General features: G+C 69.7%; 18 protein-coding genes. 11 read left to right on the plus strand and 7 right to left on the minus strand.

Translation table 11 applies throughout. From position 1 onward, the window contains the following. Window positions 1–11: 11 nt before the first annotated feature. Window positions 12–905: an IclR family transcriptional regulator gene (locus ACQVFL_RS18765; protein ID WP_431727169.1), complete on the plus strand. Its 894-nt coding sequence runs from the start codon at window positions 12–14 to the stop codon at window positions 903–905. Then, on the plus strand, window positions 902–1,333 hold the full coding sequence (locus tag ACQVFL_RS18770; protein ID WP_396694359.1) for a RidA family protein: 432 nt from the start codon (window positions 902–904) through the stop codon (window positions 1,331–1,333). The genes ACQVFL_RS18765 and ACQVFL_RS18770 overlap by 4 nt, the downstream gene beginning before the upstream one ends. Window positions 1,334–1,498: 165 nt before the next feature. Here the strand turns inward: ACQVFL_RS18770 and ACQVFL_RS18775 are convergent, their stop codons facing one another. The 4 genes from ACQVFL_RS18775 to ACQVFL_RS18790 form a co-directional block, all read right to left on the minus strand. Then, a complete protein-coding gene (locus tag ACQVFL_RS18775; protein WP_431727170.1) occupies window positions 1,499–2,602 on the minus strand; it encodes a glycoside hydrolase family 53 protein in 1,104 nt (367 codons plus the stop codon). A gap of 192 nt (window positions 2,603–2,794) precedes the next feature. Further along, entirely contained in the window at window positions 2,795–4,339 is a 1,545-nt protein-coding gene (locus tag ACQVFL_RS18780) for an MFS transporter (protein WP_396694355.1), read from the minus strand. Between the two features lie 204 nt (window positions 4,340–4,543). After that, complete coding sequence (locus tag ACQVFL_RS18785; protein ID WP_396694353.1) at window positions 4,544–5,137, minus strand: TetR/AcrR family transcriptional regulator; 594 nt, start codon at window positions 5,135–5,137, stop codon at window positions 4,544–4,546. Window positions 5,138–5,328: 191 nt separating this feature from the next. Beyond that, window positions 5,329–5,940 (minus strand): CGNR zinc finger domain-containing protein, encoded by a 612-nt coding sequence (locus ACQVFL_RS18790; RefSeq protein ID WP_396694351.1) that lies wholly within the window; start codon window positions 5,938–5,940, stop codon window positions 5,329–5,331. A gap of 85 nt (window positions 5,941–6,025) precedes the next feature. Here ACQVFL_RS18790 and ACQVFL_RS18795 point away from each other — a divergent pair, with 85 nt between their 5' ends. The 6 genes from ACQVFL_RS18795 to ACQVFL_RS18820 all read left to right on the plus strand — a co-directional run bounded on the left by ACQVFL_RS18795 (window position 6,026) and on the right by ACQVFL_RS18820 (window position 12,790). Next, window positions 6,026–6,604, plus strand: a complete 579-nt coding sequence (locus tag ACQVFL_RS18795) for a hypothetical protein (RefSeq protein WP_431727171.1) — start codon at window positions 6,026–6,028, stop codon at window positions 6,602–6,604. Between the two features lie 211 nt (window positions 6,605–6,815). After that, the gene (locus ACQVFL_RS18800; RefSeq protein ID WP_431727172.1) at window positions 6,816–8,453 is read left to right on the plus strand and encodes an esterase/lipase family protein; all 1,638 of its coding nucleotides are present in this window, start codon (window positions 6,816–6,818) and stop codon (window positions 8,451–8,453) included. A gap of 134 nt (window positions 8,454–8,587) precedes the next feature. After that, complete coding sequence (locus tag ACQVFL_RS18805) at window positions 8,588–11,044, plus strand: low temperature requirement protein A (RefSeq protein ID WP_396694347.1); 2,457 nt, start codon at window positions 8,588–8,590, stop codon at window positions 11,042–11,044. Window positions 11,045–11,184: 140 nt separating this feature from the next. After that, window positions 11,185–11,538: an ArsR/SmtB family transcription factor gene (locus tag ACQVFL_RS18810; protein ID WP_396694345.1), complete on the plus strand. Its 354-nt coding sequence runs from the start codon at window positions 11,185–11,187 to the stop codon at window positions 11,536–11,538. Further along, entirely contained in the window at window positions 11,535–11,801 is a 267-nt protein-coding gene (locus tag ACQVFL_RS18815; protein ID WP_396694343.1) for a hypothetical protein, read from the plus strand. Before ACQVFL_RS18810 ends, ACQVFL_RS18815 begins: the two co-directional genes overlap by 4 nt. Window positions 11,802–11,821: 20 nt before the next feature. Continuing rightward, window positions 11,822–12,790 carry an NAD(P)-dependent alcohol dehydrogenase gene (locus ACQVFL_RS18820; RefSeq protein ID WP_396694342.1) on the plus strand — a complete coding sequence of 323 codons (969 nt, stop codon included), beginning with the start codon at window positions 11,822–11,824 and terminating at the stop codon, window positions 12,788–12,790. Window positions 12,791–12,933: 143 nt separating this feature from the next. Here ACQVFL_RS18820 and ACQVFL_RS18825 read toward each other — a convergent pair whose 3' ends face one another. Next, window positions 12,934–14,085 carry an acyltransferase family protein gene (locus tag ACQVFL_RS18825; RefSeq protein WP_431727173.1) on the minus strand — a complete coding sequence of 384 codons (1,152 nt, stop codon included), beginning with the start codon at window positions 14,083–14,085 and terminating at the stop codon, window positions 12,934–12,936. A gap of 282 nt (window positions 14,086–14,367) precedes the next feature. Here ACQVFL_RS18825 and ACQVFL_RS18830 point away from each other — a divergent pair, with 282 nt between their 5' ends. Further along, the gene (locus ACQVFL_RS18830) at window positions 14,368–15,144 is read left to right on the plus strand and encodes a LytTR family DNA-binding domain-containing protein (protein ID WP_431727174.1); all 777 of its coding nucleotides are present in this window, start codon (window positions 14,368–14,370) and stop codon (window positions 15,142–15,144) included. A 24-nt stretch (window positions 15,145–15,168) separates the two neighbouring features. Here ACQVFL_RS18830 and ACQVFL_RS18835 read toward each other — a convergent pair whose 3' ends face one another. Further along, on the minus strand, window positions 15,169–16,167 hold the full coding sequence (locus tag ACQVFL_RS18835; RefSeq protein ID WP_431727175.1) for a hypothetical protein: 999 nt from the start codon (window positions 16,165–16,167) through the stop codon (window positions 15,169–15,171). A gap of 64 nt (window positions 16,168–16,231) precedes the next feature. On the opposite strand from ACQVFL_RS18835, the gene ACQVFL_RS18840 reads away from it, so the two are divergent. Then, window positions 16,232–16,813, plus strand: a complete 582-nt coding sequence (locus tag ACQVFL_RS18840; protein ID WP_431727176.1) for a TetR/AcrR family transcriptional regulator — start codon at window positions 16,232–16,234, stop codon at window positions 16,811–16,813. 72 nt (window positions 16,814–16,885) lie between these two features. On the opposite strand, the gene ACQVFL_RS18845 is transcribed toward ACQVFL_RS18840, so the two are convergent. Next, window positions 16,886–17,077 carry a winged helix-turn-helix transcriptional regulator gene (locus ACQVFL_RS18845; protein WP_431729848.1) on the minus strand — a complete coding sequence of 64 codons (192 nt, stop codon included), beginning with the start codon at window positions 17,075–17,077 and terminating at the stop codon, window positions 16,886–16,888. Between the two features lie 278 nt (window positions 17,078–17,355). On the opposite strand from ACQVFL_RS18845, the gene ACQVFL_RS18850 reads away from it, so the two are divergent. Beyond that, complete coding sequence (locus ACQVFL_RS18850) at window positions 17,356–18,324, plus strand: zinc-dependent alcohol dehydrogenase family protein (protein WP_431727177.1); 969 nt, start codon at window positions 17,356–17,358, stop codon at window positions 18,322–18,324. Window positions 18,325–18,392 lie beyond the last annotated feature (68 nt).

Below are 18,392 nucleotides of genomic sequence, written 5' to 3' on the forward strand. Positions count from 1 at the left end.
GGAAGGCCCCCGTGGATAACAACCCGATGCGCGGCGAACCTCCGCGCGCCAACCAGGGCGTCGAACGCGCCCTGACCGCACTGACCCTGCTCGCCGAGGAGGCGTCCACGCTCGCTCGCCTCTCCGCCCGGCTCGGCGTCAACAAGTCGTCGGTCCTGCGGATGCTGCAGACCATGGAGGCGCAGTCCTTCGTGCGCCGAGACGAGCAACAGCGCTACCACCTCGGGAGCCAACTCTTCGCGCTGGCCAACCGGGCGCTGGAGGACATGGACCTGCGTGAGGTCGCCGAGGACGCACTCACTCAACTCGCCGCAGCCTGCGGCCACACCGTCAAGCTCGCCGAACGCCAGGGCACCGACGTCGTCTACATCGACAAGCGCGAGAGCCGAATGCCGGTACGGTCGTACTCCCGGGTCGGCTCCCGACTCCCGTTGCACTGCACGGCGCTGGGCAAGGCGATGCTCGCTCACCGGCCGGCGGATGAGGCCGCCGCGCTGATCGCGCGCTGCACGCTGCAACGACGCACCGACTACACACTGGTGACCGTCGAATCGCTGGAACGGGACCTGGTCGAGGTGAGGCACCGTGGGTTCGCCATCGACGAACGCGAGAACGAGGACGCAGTTCGCTGTATCGCCGCGCCGGTCCGCAACGCTCGCGGCATCGCCGAGGCCGCGATCTCCATCTCGGTGCCGGCCACCACGGCCTCCCTGGAGGAGCTTCTGATGCTGCACCCGTTGTTGGTCAGAGCGGCGAACATCGTCTCGGCCCGGTTCGGCTGGCGTCCGGACCTGGGCAACGACATCACCCCGGGCGGCACTGCCGTAGCGGTGCACTCGCCGCGACGCGCTCCGGCTGACACCCCCACCACCACGGCACAAGCCCTGAGGACGGAAACAGCATGACTACCGCCGACGGCAAGACCCCTCGCCGATCCCGGATCTTCCTGCCCGATCTCGAACACGCCTCTCCGATCCCCGCGGGGGTACGGGTGGGGAACATGATCTTCTCCTCGGGTATCACCGGGAAGGATCCGTCAACCGGCCGGTTGCACCTGGACCCACCCGAGCAGATCAGGCAGGCGTTCCAGAACCTCGGTGCGTTTCTGCACGCCGCAGGAATCACCAGCGACCAGATCGGCCACATGACCTTGTTCCTGGCCGACCTGACCGACCGCCCTCTGGTCAATCGGGAGTGGGAGAAGATGTTTCCCGACCCGGACAATCGGCCTGCCCGTCATGCCGTGGTCAGCTCGCTCGCGGAGTTCCACGAGGAACTGCGGTTGCAGATCGAGATCGTCGCGGTCGCCGCCTCGTCCACGGCTGACGCCTGACGGTGCGCTTGCGACCGTCGGCCGGTGCGGCGAGGCACGTGATCCCCGCTCGTGGTGCTGGTGGTGCGGCGTGGCCGGCTGCGTCCTAGGTACCCGTCCATGGCCCGGCCGTCCTCTGCCCTCCGCGGGCCCTGCGACTGAGCCGCCGGGCCCCCGGGCAGCGGGTCACGGGGTCCAGACCACGTGTGGGTTGACGCGTCCGGTCCAGTCGAAGACGGCCATGTTGTCCCAACCGTTGCCGGTGCCGTTGATGTCCGCCGGGTCCCAGCCGTTGCCCCGGATCGCGTACCAGGTCGGCTCCCAGTAGAAGACGCCCACGCCGCCGGCGTTGCGCACGGTGTTCTGGACCCAGGTGAACTGTTGTGCCTGCCCGGCCCAGGTGGCCGGGATGTTGTCGCACAGCGCGGTCCCGGGGACGACGTTCGGCTGGTGGTCGGCGTCGGCCGTGGTGAACTGGTACGCGGTCTCGGCGAGCACCACCGGCTTGCCGTAGCGGGACTTCACGTCGACGATCACGTTGTACAGGTTCGCCAGCGAGCCGTGCCACATGCAGTAGTAGGACAGGGCGGTGACGTCCCAGGTGACACCCTGTGCCCGGATGCCGTCGTAGAACCAGCGGGCGTTGGCGAGGCTGTCGGCGTTGGCCGTGTGGATCCACACCTGGGTGCCGCTGTTGCACGCCTTGGTGGCCTGGTAGCCCTGCTTGAGCAGGCTCGCCAGCGGGGCGAAGTCGTTGTTGACGACCCGCCCGGTCGGCCAGAGCATGCCCACGTTGATCTCGTTGCCGATCTGTACCGCGTCCGGCGTGGTGCCCTGCGCCTTCAGGGCGCTGCACACGTCGTGGGTGTAGGTGTAGACGTCGGTCTGCAGTTGGCTCAGCGAGTGGTTGGCCCAGGCTGCGGGCGGATACTGCTTGCCGGGGTCGGCCCAGGTGTCCGAGTAGTGGAAGTCGATCAGGAGCTTGAAGCCTTTGGCCTTGATCGTCCTGGCCTGCTGGAGCACCTTCGCCTTGTTGTTGTAGCCGCTGACCGGGTTGTTCCAGACGCGCAGTCGTAGGTGGTTGACGCCCTTGGCGGCGAGGATGTCGTAAGGGTCGGCCTGGGCGCCGGAGGCGTTGTAGTAGCGCGCGCCGAGGTCGAGGCTGCGTTGCAGCGACGAGACGTCGGCGCCGCGCATGGTGAGGGTGGTGGCCGCCTGCGCGGGGGCGGTCAGGGCCAGCGGGGCGGCGAGGACGATCGCCGCCAGGACGGCCCGGAGGGACGGTTTCATGGCGCTCCTTCACGTGGAGGGTGCGGTGCCCGCCCGGGACTGGGCACGTCCGGCGGGGCTGCCGGACAGGCCCGCGAGGTGGTGGTGGGTGCGCTGGCGGACGGTGGCGGGAGGGTACGTCCAGTGTGGCAGCCGGACCCTTGATACATCGAGGGGCTTCGTTGCGGAGGCGTGCGGGGCGAGCCGTACGGGTCAGTGCTCGTGCTCCGCTGCGAGGTCCGCGTTCGCGGCGGCGCCCCGGAGTGTGACGAAGGCCCAGATCGCGGCGCAGACCATGATCGCTGACCCGATCATGCCGGTGACGGTGATCGCGTCGGTGAACGCCGTCGCGGCGGCGTCGACGATCGAGGCTCCGGTGCCCCCGCCGACCTCGCCGGCGACCAGCAGGGCCTCCGCCATCGTCGAGGACGCCCGTTCGGCGAGCGACGTCGGCAGGTGCAGTGCCTCGGTTCCGGCGGTGAAGGCCCTGGTGTACCAGGCGACGAGCATCCCACCCAGCACGGCCGTACCCAGCGTCGTGCCGATCTCGTAGGCGGTCTCGGAGGTTGCGGCGGCCTGTCCGGCTCGCTCGGGTTTGATGGAGCTCATGATGATGTCGTTGCTCAGGGTCAGGCCGATGCCCGCGCCGAACGAGACCAGCGTGAGCGAGGTCGCGACCAGGGCCGGGCTCGACGTCGGCTCCAGGTACGCGGTCAGCCCGAAGCCGACGGCGGCGATCAGGAGCCCGGTGGTGATGACGTACGCGGGCAGGATGCGCCTGACCAGGGCTGCCGCGACGAATCCGGCGGTGCCGGCGAGGACTGCCTGGGGCAGGAGCCAGACGCTGGCCTGGAGTGGGTTGAGGCCGAGCACGAGTTGGAGATGCTGGACGAGGGCGACCAGCGCGCCGACCATCGCGAAGATCGACAGCAGGTCTCCGATGACGGCGCCCCGGAAGTGCCGCACCGTGAAGAGCCTGACTTCCATGAGCGGAGTCGGCAGGGTGAGCTGTCTACGCACGAACCTGATGACCGCGATCAGGCCGACGACGAGGGCCGCCACCGCGATGCCGATGTCCGTGCCGCCGGCCAGGGTCTTCACGGCGTAGACCACACCGATCATGCCCACCAGGGACAGGCCGACGCTGACCAGGTCGATCCGGTGCAGCTCGGGGTTTCGGCTCTCGGGCAGCAGGAGGGGACCGACGATCACGAGAAGCAGCATCACGGGGATGTTCATCAGGAACGCGGCCTGCCAACTGAACGCCTCGATGACCCAGCCCCCGAGGATCGGCCCGACCGCCGCGCCCACCGATGCCATCGCACCCCACACGGCCATCGCGTAGCGGCGCTGCTGCCGGTCGAGGAACATGTTGCGCACCAGGGACAGCGTCGACGGCATCATGATCGCGCCGCCGACGCCCAGGAGAGCCCGTGCGCCGATCAGCATCCACGGCGACGTGGCCAGTGCACCGGCGACGGAGGCGATCGCGAAGACGACCGCGCCGACGAGCAGGTTGCGTCGCCGACCGAAGCGATCACCCACGGTGCTCATCGCCACGAGCAGACCGGCGAGCACGAGTGAGTAGATGTCGATCATCCAGAGCTGTTCGATGCCGGTGGGGCTCAGCTCGGCCGAGATCGCGGGCAGCCCCAGGATCAGGACGGTGCCGTCGATCGTGATCAACAACAGGGGCAGGACGAGGACGGCGAGGCCGAGCCAGGTCCTGGTGGTGGCCTTGGGAGGGGCGTCAATCATCACGATTCCTCGTCCACGGTCGGCGGGGCGGTGACCTCCGCTCAAGCTACCGTCCAGATGGTCGGTTAGACAACACGCCTGGTTTGTTGAGGCGAACGACCGCACTGTAAGGCTCGCCACGTCACCTGCCCGCCAGCAGTCTCGGCACGCGGAGAGGTCCGCTGCGCCGGCCGGCGCAGCGGACCCGAATGAGTCGACAGAGGGTCAGATGGGTGCGGCGAAGGTGCCGTCGGTGGCGAGGTCGAGCAGGAGCCGGCGAGCAGTCGCGATGCTCGCTTCGTCCTCTTCCCCGTGCAGGACCGCGAGCGCGACACCCTCAGCGGCTCGACGCACGAGCTGGATCCGCTCGGCACTCAGCCCGTCGGCGGCGAGCTGCTCGCTCCACCACACGCCACGCTCGCGCACCACCGCGGCGACCCCGGGGATCGCGTACAGGCCGTTCCAGATCGGTGCCGACGTGACGTCGCGTGCCGCCACCGCGTCGGCGCTTCCGGCGCAGAGTGCGCGGACGTAGGCACGGAGCATCTTGCCGGGATGGTTCTCCGACAGGTCGAGGTGGCTGAGGACCGCTTCCCCGAAGCGTTCGTACATGTCCTCCACCACGGCGATCACCAACTGCTCCCGGCTGCCGAAGTGATGGATCAGGCCACTCTTCGACACGCCGGCGGCCGAGGCCACCTGCGCCAGGGTGATGGCGTCGCCTCTCTCCAGGAGCATCGGAGTGGCCGCATCGAGCACCGCCCGGCGGGTGCGCTCGGCGTTCCGCGTCTGCCGCCCCTCGGTCACCGGCACACCCACCCTCGACTCCGCTACGGACCAGTCGGTCGACAGTACAACGCAAGCGGACCGACCACCCGTCCACGAGCGGTACGCGGTTGCGGGCGGCGGCCGACGCACACCTTCCCGAACTCACGGCCCGCAGCGCTGCCACCGCCGCCCGCACAGGCGCCTTCGCCAACCGATGGCACGGCGCCTCGGCTCGCCGGTGGTCAGTGCGGGTGTCGGCGGGCGGCGTAGGCCCGGACCTTGGCGCGGTTGCCACAGGTGGCCATGCTGCACCAGCGGCGTCGGCCCCGCGGGTCGAGGAAGAGCCATCCGCAGTCGTCGGCGGGGCAGGCGCGTACCACGGTGCGGGCGGGGGTGGTGAGCAGGTCGGCGGCGGCGCGGGCGGCGGCCAGCAGCGGCAGCGGCAGGCCGACGTCGTCGGGCAGTGTCCAGTGGGCGAGCCCGGTGCGGTCGGTCTCCAGCGTGGACGCGGCGGCGGCGCGCTGCGCCTGTTCCGCGACGTGCCGGAAGGCGTCGGTGTCGCGCGGGTCGAGCAGGACGTCGTGCAGGGCGGTGCGCATCTGCCGGGTCGCCGTCAGGACCTCCTGGGCGGCGGCGGGTTCGCGGCGGCCGTGCTCGCGGAGTCGGGCGACGCCGGTCGGGGTGAGGAGTCGGACGTGTCCGGCCCAGACCGCGAGGCGGTCGAAGTCGCGTAGCCATTCGCGTTCCGGGCTGGGTGGTGCGGTCCAGCCGGCCCAGGTGTTGCAGAGTTCCAGTGCGGGGTGCCCGCCGATCGGGATGGGCATCGGATAGCCGTCGACGTTCACCCAGTGCATCTCGACAGTGTGCCTTGACTCCATCCATCTAACCAGTAACCTCATCAACACCGGTTAATACCTCAGAACTGGTTAGGTGGATGACATGCGTCCGGTAAGAACAGTGCTCGCCACCCTCATCGTCGCGGCCCTGGTGGCCGTCCCCACCGGCCCGGTGGCCGCTCGGGACACCCGGCCCCAGCTCTCGGCATCCGACCGGCAGGGCGGGCAGGGTCTCCGTCCCGAGCCCTGGCGTCCCCACCTCCAGCAGGAGTGGACCGGCCCGGCCGGCCGTTACTGCTCGTTCCCGCTCAGCGTCCGCGTCGTCTCGCAGGACATCCGGGTCCGGGTGCTCGCCCGGTATCCCGACGGCGCCGTCAAGCGGGAGGAGTACGCGGGACCGCTCATCGTGGACTTCATCAACACCGACACCGGGCAGGCCGCACGCCGGGACGCGGGTGGCTCCGGGCTGCTGGAGTACCGGCCGGACGGTGGGTGGCTGCGCTACACCATCGTCGGACCGGCGGGGTTCGGGTTCCGGCCGGGCGACCTCTATCCGCGCGGCTACTACATCCTCGACGGCCTGCACGTCATCTCGATCGACGCGGCGGGCACCCGGGCACTGGCGCTCGGTGTCGGCCGGCAGGACAACGTGTGCGTCGCCCTCGGCGACCCGGCCTCCTGAGCATCCGGCTGCGCCGTTTGCGCCGCTCGCGACGACCAGCCAGCGCATCATGAAGACCTCGGCACCGGCGGCGACGCTGAGGCGCGGCGCCAGGACGACGGTGTCGTCACGGGAGCCGACGCGGGCAGGGCCTCGACCGTGTGGGCACCGCGCCGGACGGGTCGGCGATCCACCCCGTCGGAGCAGTGCGGGGCGACGGGGAGGAGACGGGGTGCTGTCGGCGAACCGGAGACTGGTTGCGCTGCTGCTGCTCACCTCGGTGTCCCCGACCGTCGAGGCCGCCGTCGTGGTCTCGCTGGGTTTCGTCGCGGCGCAGGGTCTGGCACCGCAGACGGCAGCGGTCTGGCCGTACGACACATACCACGACCTGCGATGGCTGTACGTCTACCACGACTCCTGGCCCTCGTTCGTGTTCTGGCTCAGCGCGTTGGTGGTGGCCCGGGGTCTGTTCCACACGCTGCTGGTGGTGTTGGCGTGGCCGGGCGAGGTGCCGCGACCGCCGGTGCGGTGGCTGCTGCGACGCAATCTCGGGCTCGCCGCGCTGGTGGCGGTCTTCGTCGCGCCGTGGGCGCTGATCTCGGTGGCCGCGTCGGTGGTGGCGCTGTCCTGGGTGTTGTTGGCCTCGGTGGTACCGATGTTCCTGCTGGCGCCGTTCCTGCAACGCGCCGCGGTGCTGGCGCCGTGGTGGCGGGGGCTGCCGCCGATCTCGCTGGTGGGCTGGTCGCTGCTGAACTTCGTGGTGCTGACCATGGCCGGTGCGTTGTGTTGGAGTCTGCCGGGATGGTGGACGGTGCCGGTGGCCACCGTGGCAGGCGTGATCAACGGGCTGTTGTGGAACCGGATCATCCGTACCGCCCTGGTCAATCCCGCCACGCGGTGGGCGTGGGTGCCGGCGACGCCCGTGGCGGTGGTGCTGGCCCTCGCGGTGCCGTTGCTCATCCCGGTGCTGGTCGACGCCGTACCGGGCAAGGACCTGCGGGCCGAGGCGGTGGTTCTGGACCGCCCGCTGCCACCCGACGTGCCGCAGGCGGTCATCGTCCTGGCCGGTTACGGCTCGTCCTACGGGGGCGAGCAGCCCCCCGACGAGCGGGTCGAACGCTTCTCCTACCGAGGGCTGAGCTCACACGGCGCTCCCCTGCCCTACGGATCACGCGACACCGCGATCTCGGTGGCCGACAGCGTGCGACTGCTCGACGAGCAGGTGCGACGGCTGCACCAGCGCACCGGCCGACCGATCGCCCTGGTCGGCGAGAGCGAGGGCGCCATGGTCGCCCGCAGCTACCTGCAACAGGGGGCGCATCCCGCCGTCGACACCCTGGCCATGTTCAGTCCCCTGATCAACGCGGGACGCGCCTACTACCCGCCGCCGCGCGAGAACCGGGGATTCGGAGTCGCCACCGGGTGGCAACTGCGGCTGGCGTTCGGCGCGGTGCGTCTGGTCGGTGGGCCGCACACCGGTCCCGACGAACCGTTCATCCGGTCCCTGGTCGACGACGCGCCGTTCTACCGCAACCAACTCATGTGCCCGGTACCCGGGATCCGGATGGTGGCCTTCATCCCCACCACCACCGCCGCCGAGGCACCACCGGGCGAGTACAGCCGCATCCCCGTCTTCGAGATGCCGGGGGTGCACGGCGGCCTGCTCAACCGGAGTCTGGTCGCTGACCGGCTGCTCGCCTTTCTCTCCGGCGAACCGATCCGGCACGAACGCGACGAGTACCCCCTGCTCCAGCGCCTCGGTGCGGCCTGGCAGGCACCTCCCCTGCCGATCGCCGCGAATCCCGCCTGGTCCCGGTTCCAGCAACCCGACCCCGCCTTCACCGGGAAGGTGTGCCAGCCGGCCGGCTGATCCGCGCACGTGCCGTCCCGACCCCGGCACCGCCGGTCGAGCGGCGGTGACCAACGCACGGACGGCTCCGCCTGCGGCGCGTGAATTCCCCCGATGTGGCCGCCGCGCCCCAGTCCGCTCGGCACAGTAGGTGCATGACGGACGGGGGCTCGGCACCGGCCGCGCTCCGTCGCCGGTTCCTCGTCCTCCGCACCGAGGGGACCACCGGCGAGGTGAGCTGGATGGAACTCTTCATCGACCTGTTCTTCGTGTTCGCGTTCCTGCGGGTCACCGACCTGATGGCCAGCCGGCTCGAATGGCTCGGGGTCGTCGAGGGCACCCTCGTGGTGCTGATGCTCTGGCACTGCTGGAACTCCTGCGCCTGGCTCGGCAACGTCGTGTACCTGGACAAGGGCCTGTTACCCCTGGTCGTCTTCGGCATCGCCACGACGCTGCTGATCATGGGCGTCGCCATTCCGGGCACCTTCACCGCCGAGTCCGGCGGCGTCATCGAACCGCTGCTCGTCGCGTCCGGCTACCTGCTGATCATCTACTCCGTGCTGGCGGTGCTGACCTATCTGCACTGGCCGCAGGGCCCGGCCGGACGGCGCCCGGTGATCGCGTCCTGGCTGACCTACCTGCCGGCCGGGGCCATCCTGGCCTGCGCGATCTGGTTGCCTCCCCGACTCGACCCGCCGATCGACGACCGGCACCTGCGGACCGTCTTGTTCGCACTGGCCATCGTGATCAACTTCAGTGCGCTCCGGGTGGTCAGCAGCGGCAACGCGCAGGTGGTGTCCAGCAGACACCTCGCCGAGCGGCACGGCCTGGTCGTCCTCGTCGCACTCGGCGAGACGGTCATCTCGGTCGGGGCCAGTCAGGGTCTGGGCGGCGACGAACCCGTGACCTGGCAGCTTCTGGCCGGAGCCGCACTCAGTATCGCCGTGATCTCCGTGCTCTGGTGGACCTACTTCGACGTCGCCAAGGTCGTCGCGGAACACGCGATGCAGTCGCTCCCCCGCGCCGCACAGTCCCGGATCGCCCGAGACGCCTACAGCGGTCTACACCTGCCGATGATCTGCGGACTCATCGTGCTCGCGCTCGGTCTGAAACACGCCGTCTCCTCCGCCACCGGCACCGCGGACCATCCCTGGCACGCCGCGAGCGCCGTCCTGTTGTTCGGGGGCGTCATCGTCTATCTCGGCGGACTGGTCGCCTTTCAGCGGCGCGCCCTCGGCATGCTCGGGCGCAGCCCGGTCGTGGGCAGCGTGGCATTGCTGGCGCTGTTGCCATTGGCGGCCCGTACCCCGCCTCTGGGCGCGCTCGGGTTGCTCCTGCTCGGGGTCACGGCGATGGTCGTCGCCGACCGCACCGTGTTCCGGCGACGCCACCGGCAACTGCACGCGCGGGCCGATCCCGAAGTGGCCAAGATCCCGGGAGCCACCCCGAAGGAACTCCTCGTCGACCTCGTCTTCGTGTTCGCGTTCATCCAGGTCACTGTCCTCATGGTGCGGGAGAACTCGGTCTTCGGGGTGGTACAGGGGCTGATCCTGCTGGCCCTGCTGTGGTGGGCGTGGGCGAGCTTCTCCTGGGTGACCAACGCGATCCGGCACGAAACCGTACCGGTGCGTCTGGCGATGATCGGCGTCATGGCGTTGACGCTGATTCTGGGAGTCGCGCTGCCGCACACCTTCGAGTCGACTCCCGGTGGACTACCCGGTGCCAGCGTCGTGGTGGCCGCGTACATCGCCGGTTGGACCGTCCAGGCCGCGTTGGTCTGGTACGCCGCGCGGGACCGACCGGACCTGCCGGCCGTGGTCCGACAGTCGGCGTGGCCCAGTGCGGTGGCGCTGGCGCTGCTGACCGGCAGCATCGTCGTGGAGGTGACCGTCGGCGATGCGCCACCGATCGACCTGATCATCACGATGATGTGGCTGGTCGCGGTGGTGACCGAGATCCTCGGGAGCTATCGGACCGGGCTGCGCAGATGGCGGATCCGGACCGTGCGGCACTGGACCGACCGGTACGCATTGATCATGTTGATCGCGTTCGGTGAGACCATCATCGCCCTCGGGTTCTCCGCCGCGCAGGAAGCGACGTCGCTGCCGCTGGTCCTGCTCCTGGTCGCCGCGTCGGTCGCCATCTGCACCATCTGGTGGTCCTACTTCCACACCGATGCCGGGCTCGCCCACGACGCCCTGCGGGCCGCCCGGGGCGAGGAGCGGATCCGCCTGGCCCGGGACGCCTACACGTACCTGCACCTGCCGATGGTCGCCGGATTGATCCTGTTCGCGTTCGGCCTGCGCCAGAACCTGATCCTGCGCGACAGCCCGTTGGCGGCCCACGCGCAGGTTCTCGGCCACTACGCGCTCTATCTCGGCGCGGTCACCTACATCGCGGCGAACCAGGCCTTCTGGTGGCGGGTCTGGCAGCGGGTCAGCGGCTACCGGATCGGCGGTGCGGTGCTGCTCGCGCTGCTCGCGCCCCTGACCGCCCCGCTGCCTGTGCTGTGGAACCTGGTGTTGCTGGCCGGCCTCGGAATCGTGTTGGCGGCGATCGAGATGCTCGCCCGTCGGCGGGAGCGCGCCGGCACCACCCCCCGGCCGGCCTGACGGCAGCCCTCGCCGACTGGCCCGTCGTGTCGGCGGAGGTGGTCAGAAAGGGCCGCTCCCCCGTGGCCCGGGCTTGTCACGCCACACCCGTGCTGCTACCTTTTCACCTGTAAGACTTCTCTTACACATGGAGGCGGATGATGACAGTGGCCCAGCCGACCGGCGACGAGCTGGTCGAGATGCTGGCCGCACTCGCCAATCCGCTCCGACTGCGGATCATGGCGAAGCTCGCCGGTGGCCGTGACTACGTGAGCCATCTGGCACGCGAGATCGGCGTGAGTCGACCCCTGCTGCACATGCACCTGCAACGGCTGGAGGCCGCCGGCCTGATCACCGGCAGTCTCGAACTGTCCGACGACGGCAAGGCCATGAAGTACTACGAGGTCGCCGAGTTCGACCTGCACCTGACCGCGTCGACACTCGTCGCCGCCGCACAGACCCTCACCAGTTCCGAACCCACGACGGGTCCGGCCCCGAAGGAGCGCTCCCGATGATCCAGACCTGGCCCGAGACGGTCTTCGTACTCGGTCTGCTGCTGTTCGCCCTCCTCATCCTCGGTGGCACCGCCGCCACCGTCCTCGAGTTCCGCAAGAGTCGGATCGACGCCCAGCGCGACGAGGAACTGCGGCAGCTCGTGGGCCGCTACGAGAAGCTGGCCGAGAACACGCTGGACGCCCAGCAGCGGGTGGCCGCCGACGTCTCCGAGCTGCGTACCCGCACCGCCTCCATCGAGAACATCCTGCGGACCGTCGAGTGAACGGCCCGGGGACGGCCACCATGAAGGCGATCACCCAGGACCGCTACGGCGGCCCTGACACGCTGACCCTGCGCGATGTCGCGCGGCCAGAGCCCAGGAAGGACCACGTCCTGGTACGGGTCCGGGCCGCCGGCATCCACCGGGGCGACCGGATCCTGCTCGCCGGACGGCCGTACGCGGTCCGCGTCGTCGGGCCCCTCGCCCCCCGGCACCGGATCGCGGGCACCGAGGGCGCCGGCGTGGTGCACTCCGTCGGCAGCGCCGTCACCGGGTTCGCACCGGGTGACGAGGTGCTCGGCTGGGGCAACGGTCTGTACGCCGAGTTCGCCTCGATCCCGGCGAAGAACCTCGTACCGAAGCCGGCAGCGCTCACGTTCGCCCAGGCCGCCGCCGTACCGGTCTCCGGCATGACCGCCCTACAGGCCCTCGACGGACGGACCCGACCCCGACCCGGACAGCGGGTCCTCGTCATCGGCGCGGCCGGCGGAGTCGGCACCTTCGCCGTCCAGATAGCCAAGTCGTACGGCGCCGAGGTGACCGGTGTCGGCAGCTCCACCAAGGCCGACCTGATCCGGTCACTTGGCGCCGACCACGTCATCGACTACACCCGCGAGGACGTCAGCCAGAGCCGACAGCGCTTCGACGTCGTCATCGATCTGGTCGGTGACCGCCCGGTGAACCGGCTCCGTCAGCTCCTCACCCCGACCGGAACGCTCGTCCTGATCGGAGTGGAGAACGGCGGCCCGCTGCTGGGTGGGTTCGAACGCAACCTCATCACGATGCTGACCGCGCCCTTCATGCGGCAGCGTCCGGTACGACCACTCTCGTCGATCGGCCGTAGGGCCGACCTGGTGGCGCTGACGGAACTCGTCGCCACCGGCAGCCTCGCGCCGGCCGTCGACCGGACGTATCCACTGGCCCGGACCGCCGAGGCGTTCCAGTACCTCGCGGACGAGCACGCGCGCGGCAAAGTGGTCATCACCCTGTGAGTTCTCGGCCAGTCCGTCCGGTGGCCTGCTCGGCCCGTGGATCCCGACGCCGTCGTCGGCGGTCTTGCGTCACGCTGACGCCGGTGCAGATCGATCTGGTGGCGCTGATAGTCCAGCGGTCTCGGCGCACGCACGGCGACGCGCTACCGCGTCGTGGCAGGGGCCGGAGAGTCCCTGCGCTTGAGTCCGAACAGCGGACGGATCCAGCAGACCCGTCGGATCAACAGTTCGTGCAGCACCGCACAACCGAGCAGAGTGCCGAGCAGGATCACCGACGCCTCGATCCACAGGGGCACGGCGCTGTCGAGGAATGCGTACCCCAGGACGACGGTGATGCTCTGGTGCAGGATGTACCACGGCAGCACCGCCTCGGTGGCGTACGTCAACGTCCGTGACGGCCGCGCCAGGAACCGCTGCGCCAGACCCAGCACCGAGGCGATGACCGCCCAGGCGTAGACCTCCCGGGTCACCGCGAACAGGAGGCTCGGCCCGGTGTCGGCGCGAGCGGACATCGACAGCACGACGCCCAGCCCGACCGCCACCAGCAACGCCGGCACCAGACAGGCCCGGATCGCCGACCAGAACGTGGCGCTCTTGGCCGCGAACCACCCGAGCAGCACCATGGTGAGGCTGTGCGCGTGGGTGGCCCAGTCGTTGATCATCATATGGGTCGTCGGGAAGACGGGGTCGAGGACGATCGCGTAGATCATGGCGGGTAGCGCCGGCACCACCAGCACCAGCCACGGGGCACGTCGGAGCACCGTCGCCGCCGCCGGACCCGTTCTGGTGCGCAGCCGGGTCATCCGCCTGTGGCCGGCTGCCAACAGCAGGCTGTAGACCAGCACGTAGGCGAGGAACCACAGATGGTTCCAGGTCGGGGTGATCACGGAGAAGGACTCGAACGGCCAGAGGTATCGGGGGAAGAATGCGAGCAGACCGGGCTCGATCTCGCCCTTGGCCCGCAGTTCGACGTAGGCCTGCGGCATGACGACCACGAGCATGCCGATTCCCAGGGGAAGCAACAGCCGGTCGATCCGATCCGAGGCCACCGCGCGCGGTCCCCGGGAATCGAGCAGGAATCGGAGCGCCACCCCGGAGATGAAGAACAGCAACGCCAGCCGCCACGGATTGACCAGGGACATCAGCGGTTCGAGATGCGGCGATACGTAGTCGCTCTTCACATGCCAATCCCACGTGACATAGAACATTCCCACGTGATAGAGGATGAGGGTGGCGAAGGCCAGGACGCGCAACCAGTCCAGGTCGTGACGACGGGGGGAACCGGTGGGGGTCATCGCATCGCACCCTTCCGACGGGGGCCGCAGCACCTCGGGTCGTACCCCGGACGCTAGGCACACCGGCGGTGGGGGCGGAACCCGGCGGGGACGGGCGGCGGACGGCCGGGACCGGTGGTGCAGTCGCCCCGCCGGTCAGGGACGAGTGGTGCGGCGTGCGGCGTGCCGGGACGCCGAGCGGTGGCGGCGCACACGGTGAACAGCCGACACGGACCGGACCACGAGTTGGAGCGTCGGATCTGGGTACGGGTCGCATTGATCTGCGTCGTGACGTTCCCCTTGGTGGCGGCGATCAACGCGATGACACTCATCACCGATGCGCAGCGTTACAGCGGCGGTGTGCGATGGGCCGAACCGTGGTTGCTGGAAATGACCAGCGTGGCCGGCGCTCTGATACTCGTACCCGCCGTCGCCGCCCTGGAACGTCGCGTCCCCCTGGCATCGGGAATGACGCTGCGGAACGGCGCTGTGCTGATCGCGGCGAGCGTGCCGTTCTCATTGGCTCATGTCGGGATCATGGTCGGTCTACGGACGGCGTTGATCCCGTCGGTCACCGGTAAGACATACACGTTCTTCGTCGATCCGCTGACCGATCTGCTGTACGAGTACCGCAAGGACCTGTTTCTCTACGCCGTCCTCGTCGGGCTGCTGACGCTGTCCCGTCAGATCGAGCTCGGACGCCAGGAGGCGGCTGCGGCACGAGCCGAGGCCCGGAAGAGTGGCCGACTCACCCTGAAGTCCCAGGGCCACACGATCCACCTCCGTGCGCGGGACTTCACCTGGGCGCAGGCCAGTGGCAACTACGTCGACGTCATGGCCGCAGGGAAGTCCTACCTGCCGCGGACGACACTCAACGACCTCGAAGAGCAACTGCACAGCGCCAGCGTCGACGTGGTCCGCGTCCACCGTTCCCGGCTGGTGAACCGGGAACAGATCACCGAGGTACGCCCGACGCGCAACGGGGATGTGGAGATCCACCTTGCCGACGGTACGACTGTCAAAGGTTCCCGGCGTTACCGCGACCGGTTGTCCCCGCCCGACACCACACCTCCGCGATAGCATCCCTGCCGGCAATCCGAGCACCTATCGCGCGCGCATGAGGCCGTACTCGGCCAGGGCGTGGAACGCGGCCTTCGGCGTCCACGAGCCGTCCGGCAGCACCCGCACGATCCCCCGCGCGGCCAGGTCGAAGTCGTGGTCGGGGTCGGCGGTGGTCGGGAGGTGCCGGTTCGCGAACGTGTACACGAACGCCGCCTCCACTCCACCGGCCTCGTAGTCGCGCAGCAGGTCCAGGATGTAGCGGGCCTGGCCCTCCTCGTCACGCTCCACCGCCGCGGTCAGTGTCGCGGCGCGACCGTGCTCGTCGTACGTCACCGGTTCCGTCCCTCCCGCGACGTCGCCCGCCCCGCGGAACGTGCAGCAGCCGAACTCGGTCACCGCGTACGGCTTACCCTGCCCCGCCGCCGCCGCCAGGGTCTGCGGGAACGCCGCGGCGTTGGTCGCGTCGCGGTAGCCGGCGTCGTTGGCGATGATGTCGAACGGTGTCCAGTCGACGTCCTCGAACGGGATGGAGGCGTAGCCGACGGGGCCGCCGAACCGGTCCCGGACCGCGGGCACCGCCTCGGTGAGGAAGTCACGCACCGCGGCGCGCGCCGCGGGGATCGCCTCCCGTATCCTCATCGGTTCGGTGAACAGCGCCATGCGCTCGGCCAGGTCACGGCCGGGGAGGAAGCCGTCGGTGACCATGGAGATCTCGGAGCCGGTGAGGTAGACGACCGAGGCGCCGCTGCGCCGTAACCGGTCGGCCCGCTCGGCGCCGTCGAGCACGAACGCCATCAGTTCGTCGCGGTCGAGCCCGTTGGTGAACGGGCAGTACCAGACCTCGAGTCCCGCCTCGGCGGCGAGTCGCGCGGCGGTCTCCAGCCGGTCCTGCACACCGCCGGTGATGCGTACCGCGTCGCAGCGCAGGTCCTGGCGGATGACGCGGAGGTCGCGGAGCACGGTCTCGGGGTCGAATGGTTCGTGGGTGGTGGATCCGGCGCTGACGAAGCCGGTGTCGTAGTTCATCCCGAAGACGCGCATCAGGGTGCCCCTTCCGTAAGGTACGTTGCGTGCCCTATAGAGTACGTCCAGTACCCTGCAAGACATGAGCACCAGACGCCGCGGGGTGGAACTGGAGCAGGCCATCCTGCACGCGGCGGCGGAGGAACTGCGTGAATCCGGTTACGCAGGGATGACCATGGACCGGGTCGCCGCCCGGGCCGGGACCAACAAGAACGCCATCTACCGCCGGTGGCCGCATCGGGCGGCACTGGGCATCGCGGCGTACCGCCACCTCACCGACGCCGTCATGCCGAACCCCGACACCGGCAGCCTGCGGGGCGACGCGCTGGAGATGCTGCGGCGGGCGAACGAGACGTGGTCCTCACCGTACGGAGCCGTCCTCCGCAGCCTGCTGGCGGCTGCGGCGGACGACCCGGCGCTGCTCGACCTCATGCATGAACGCTCGGGCGCGGACACCATGGACCGCGCCTGGCTGGCCATGCTCGAACGCGCCGTGGCACGCGGCGAGGCGCCGACGGCAGCCGCCCACCCACGCGTCGCCACCACGCCGATGATGCTGTTGCGAGCCGAGTACGCGATGCGCGGCATCCCCACGGTCCCCGACGAGGTACTGGTCGACATCGTCGACGAGGTCTTCCTGCCCCTGGTACGCGGCCGCGCATGACCGCCCGCACACTCGGCGACCCGCGTCGCCGCCCAGGGACCGTCCGGTCGGCACCGCCTCACATCCGGGATCTCAGTACGTCGAACTCGACCCTTCCGCCGCCTCCTGGAAGCCGGCGACGGCCCCGCCGTGGTCTCTCGCCCAGTGCGTCAGGACCTCGATGGGCTCGACGAGGGTCCGGCCGAGATCGGTGAGGTGGTACTCGACCCGCCGTGGCCCTTCGGCACGACGTTCGACCAGACCGTAGCGCTGGAGCCGGCGCAGCGTCTGGGTGAGGACCTTCGCGAGATGCCGCCGATGAGGTCGACGAGCTCACCGTGCCGGCGGGGCTGGTGGCTGAGCCCGAAGATCACGAGCACGGCCCACTTGTCGGAGATGATCTCGACGCCCAGACGCGTGGGGCAGTCGGCGAGGAAGGACGGTCCAGCCGCGTTCTGCATGGAAGTCGAAGGTACCAGGAGGTAACTCACGGCTCCGTAGCGTCTTCCCTGAGCACCAAGGCCAGCACCGGATGCGGAGGAGTCACCATGCCACGAGTCGTCGTGTTCGACGAGTTCGGCGGGCCGGATGTCATGCACGTCGTCGAGGAGCCGGTCGTTCCGCCCGCGACCGGCGAGGTCCGGATCAGGATCGAAGCGTTCGCCGTCAACCCGTTGGACCAGATGATGCGATCCGGCGCCGTTCCGGCCATCGTGTCCCTGCCCCACGCACGCATCGGCGTCGAGGGAACCGGTCTCGTCGACGCGCTGGGCCCGGGGGTGACCGGGCTGAAGGTCGGCGATCCGGTCATTCTCACGGCCGTTCCGGACGCGAGCGTCCGGGGCAGTCACGCCGAATACACCACGATCCCCGCGAGCCGGGTCGTCGCCCGGCCGACCGGGCTCACGGTTGCGGAGGCGGCGGCGATCTGGGTCGCGTTCTCCACCGCCTACGGGGCGCTGGTCGAGAAGGCAGGGATGCGGCCCGGCGACCACGTCCTCGTCACGGCTGCGTCCGGCGGCGTCGGACGGGCGGCGATGCAGATCGCCAACCAGATCGGTGCCGTGCCCCTCGCCGTCACCCGGCACGCGGCGAGGCAGGACGACCTGATCGCCGCCGGTGCCGCCGCCGTCATCGCCACCGACCGTGACGATGTCGCCGACGCCGTGCGTCACCACACCGGTGGAAGCGGTGCCGACATCGTCCTCGACGTCGTCATGGGCCCTGGCCAGCAGGAACTCGTGAAGGCCGCCCGTCCCGGCGGAACACTGGTCGCCGCAGGCTTCCTGGACCCTCGGCCCACTCCCTTTCCGGCAGGCACGCCGCTGACGGTCTTCAGCTACCGCAGCTTCGAGCACACCCTCGACGCCGTCGTGGTGAAGCGCATGGCGGCCTTCCTGAACGCCGGTGTACGCCTCGGCGCGCTGCGGCCCGCCATCGACAGGGTGTTCGCCCTCGATGATGTCGTCGAGGCACACCGCCACCTCGAGGAGGGGCTGCACGCTGGCAGGAAGGTCGTCGTCACGGCCTAGGAACGGACCTGGCACCGCGACGTCCGCGAGCGCCATCGTGACCTGGAGCGTGATGCGTCCACCCAGCG

The sequence above is a fragment of the Verrucosispora sp. TAA-831 genome, assembly GCF_050780145.1.
Lineage (GTDB): Bacteria > Actinomycetota > Actinomycetes > Mycobacteriales > Micromonosporaceae > Micromonospora.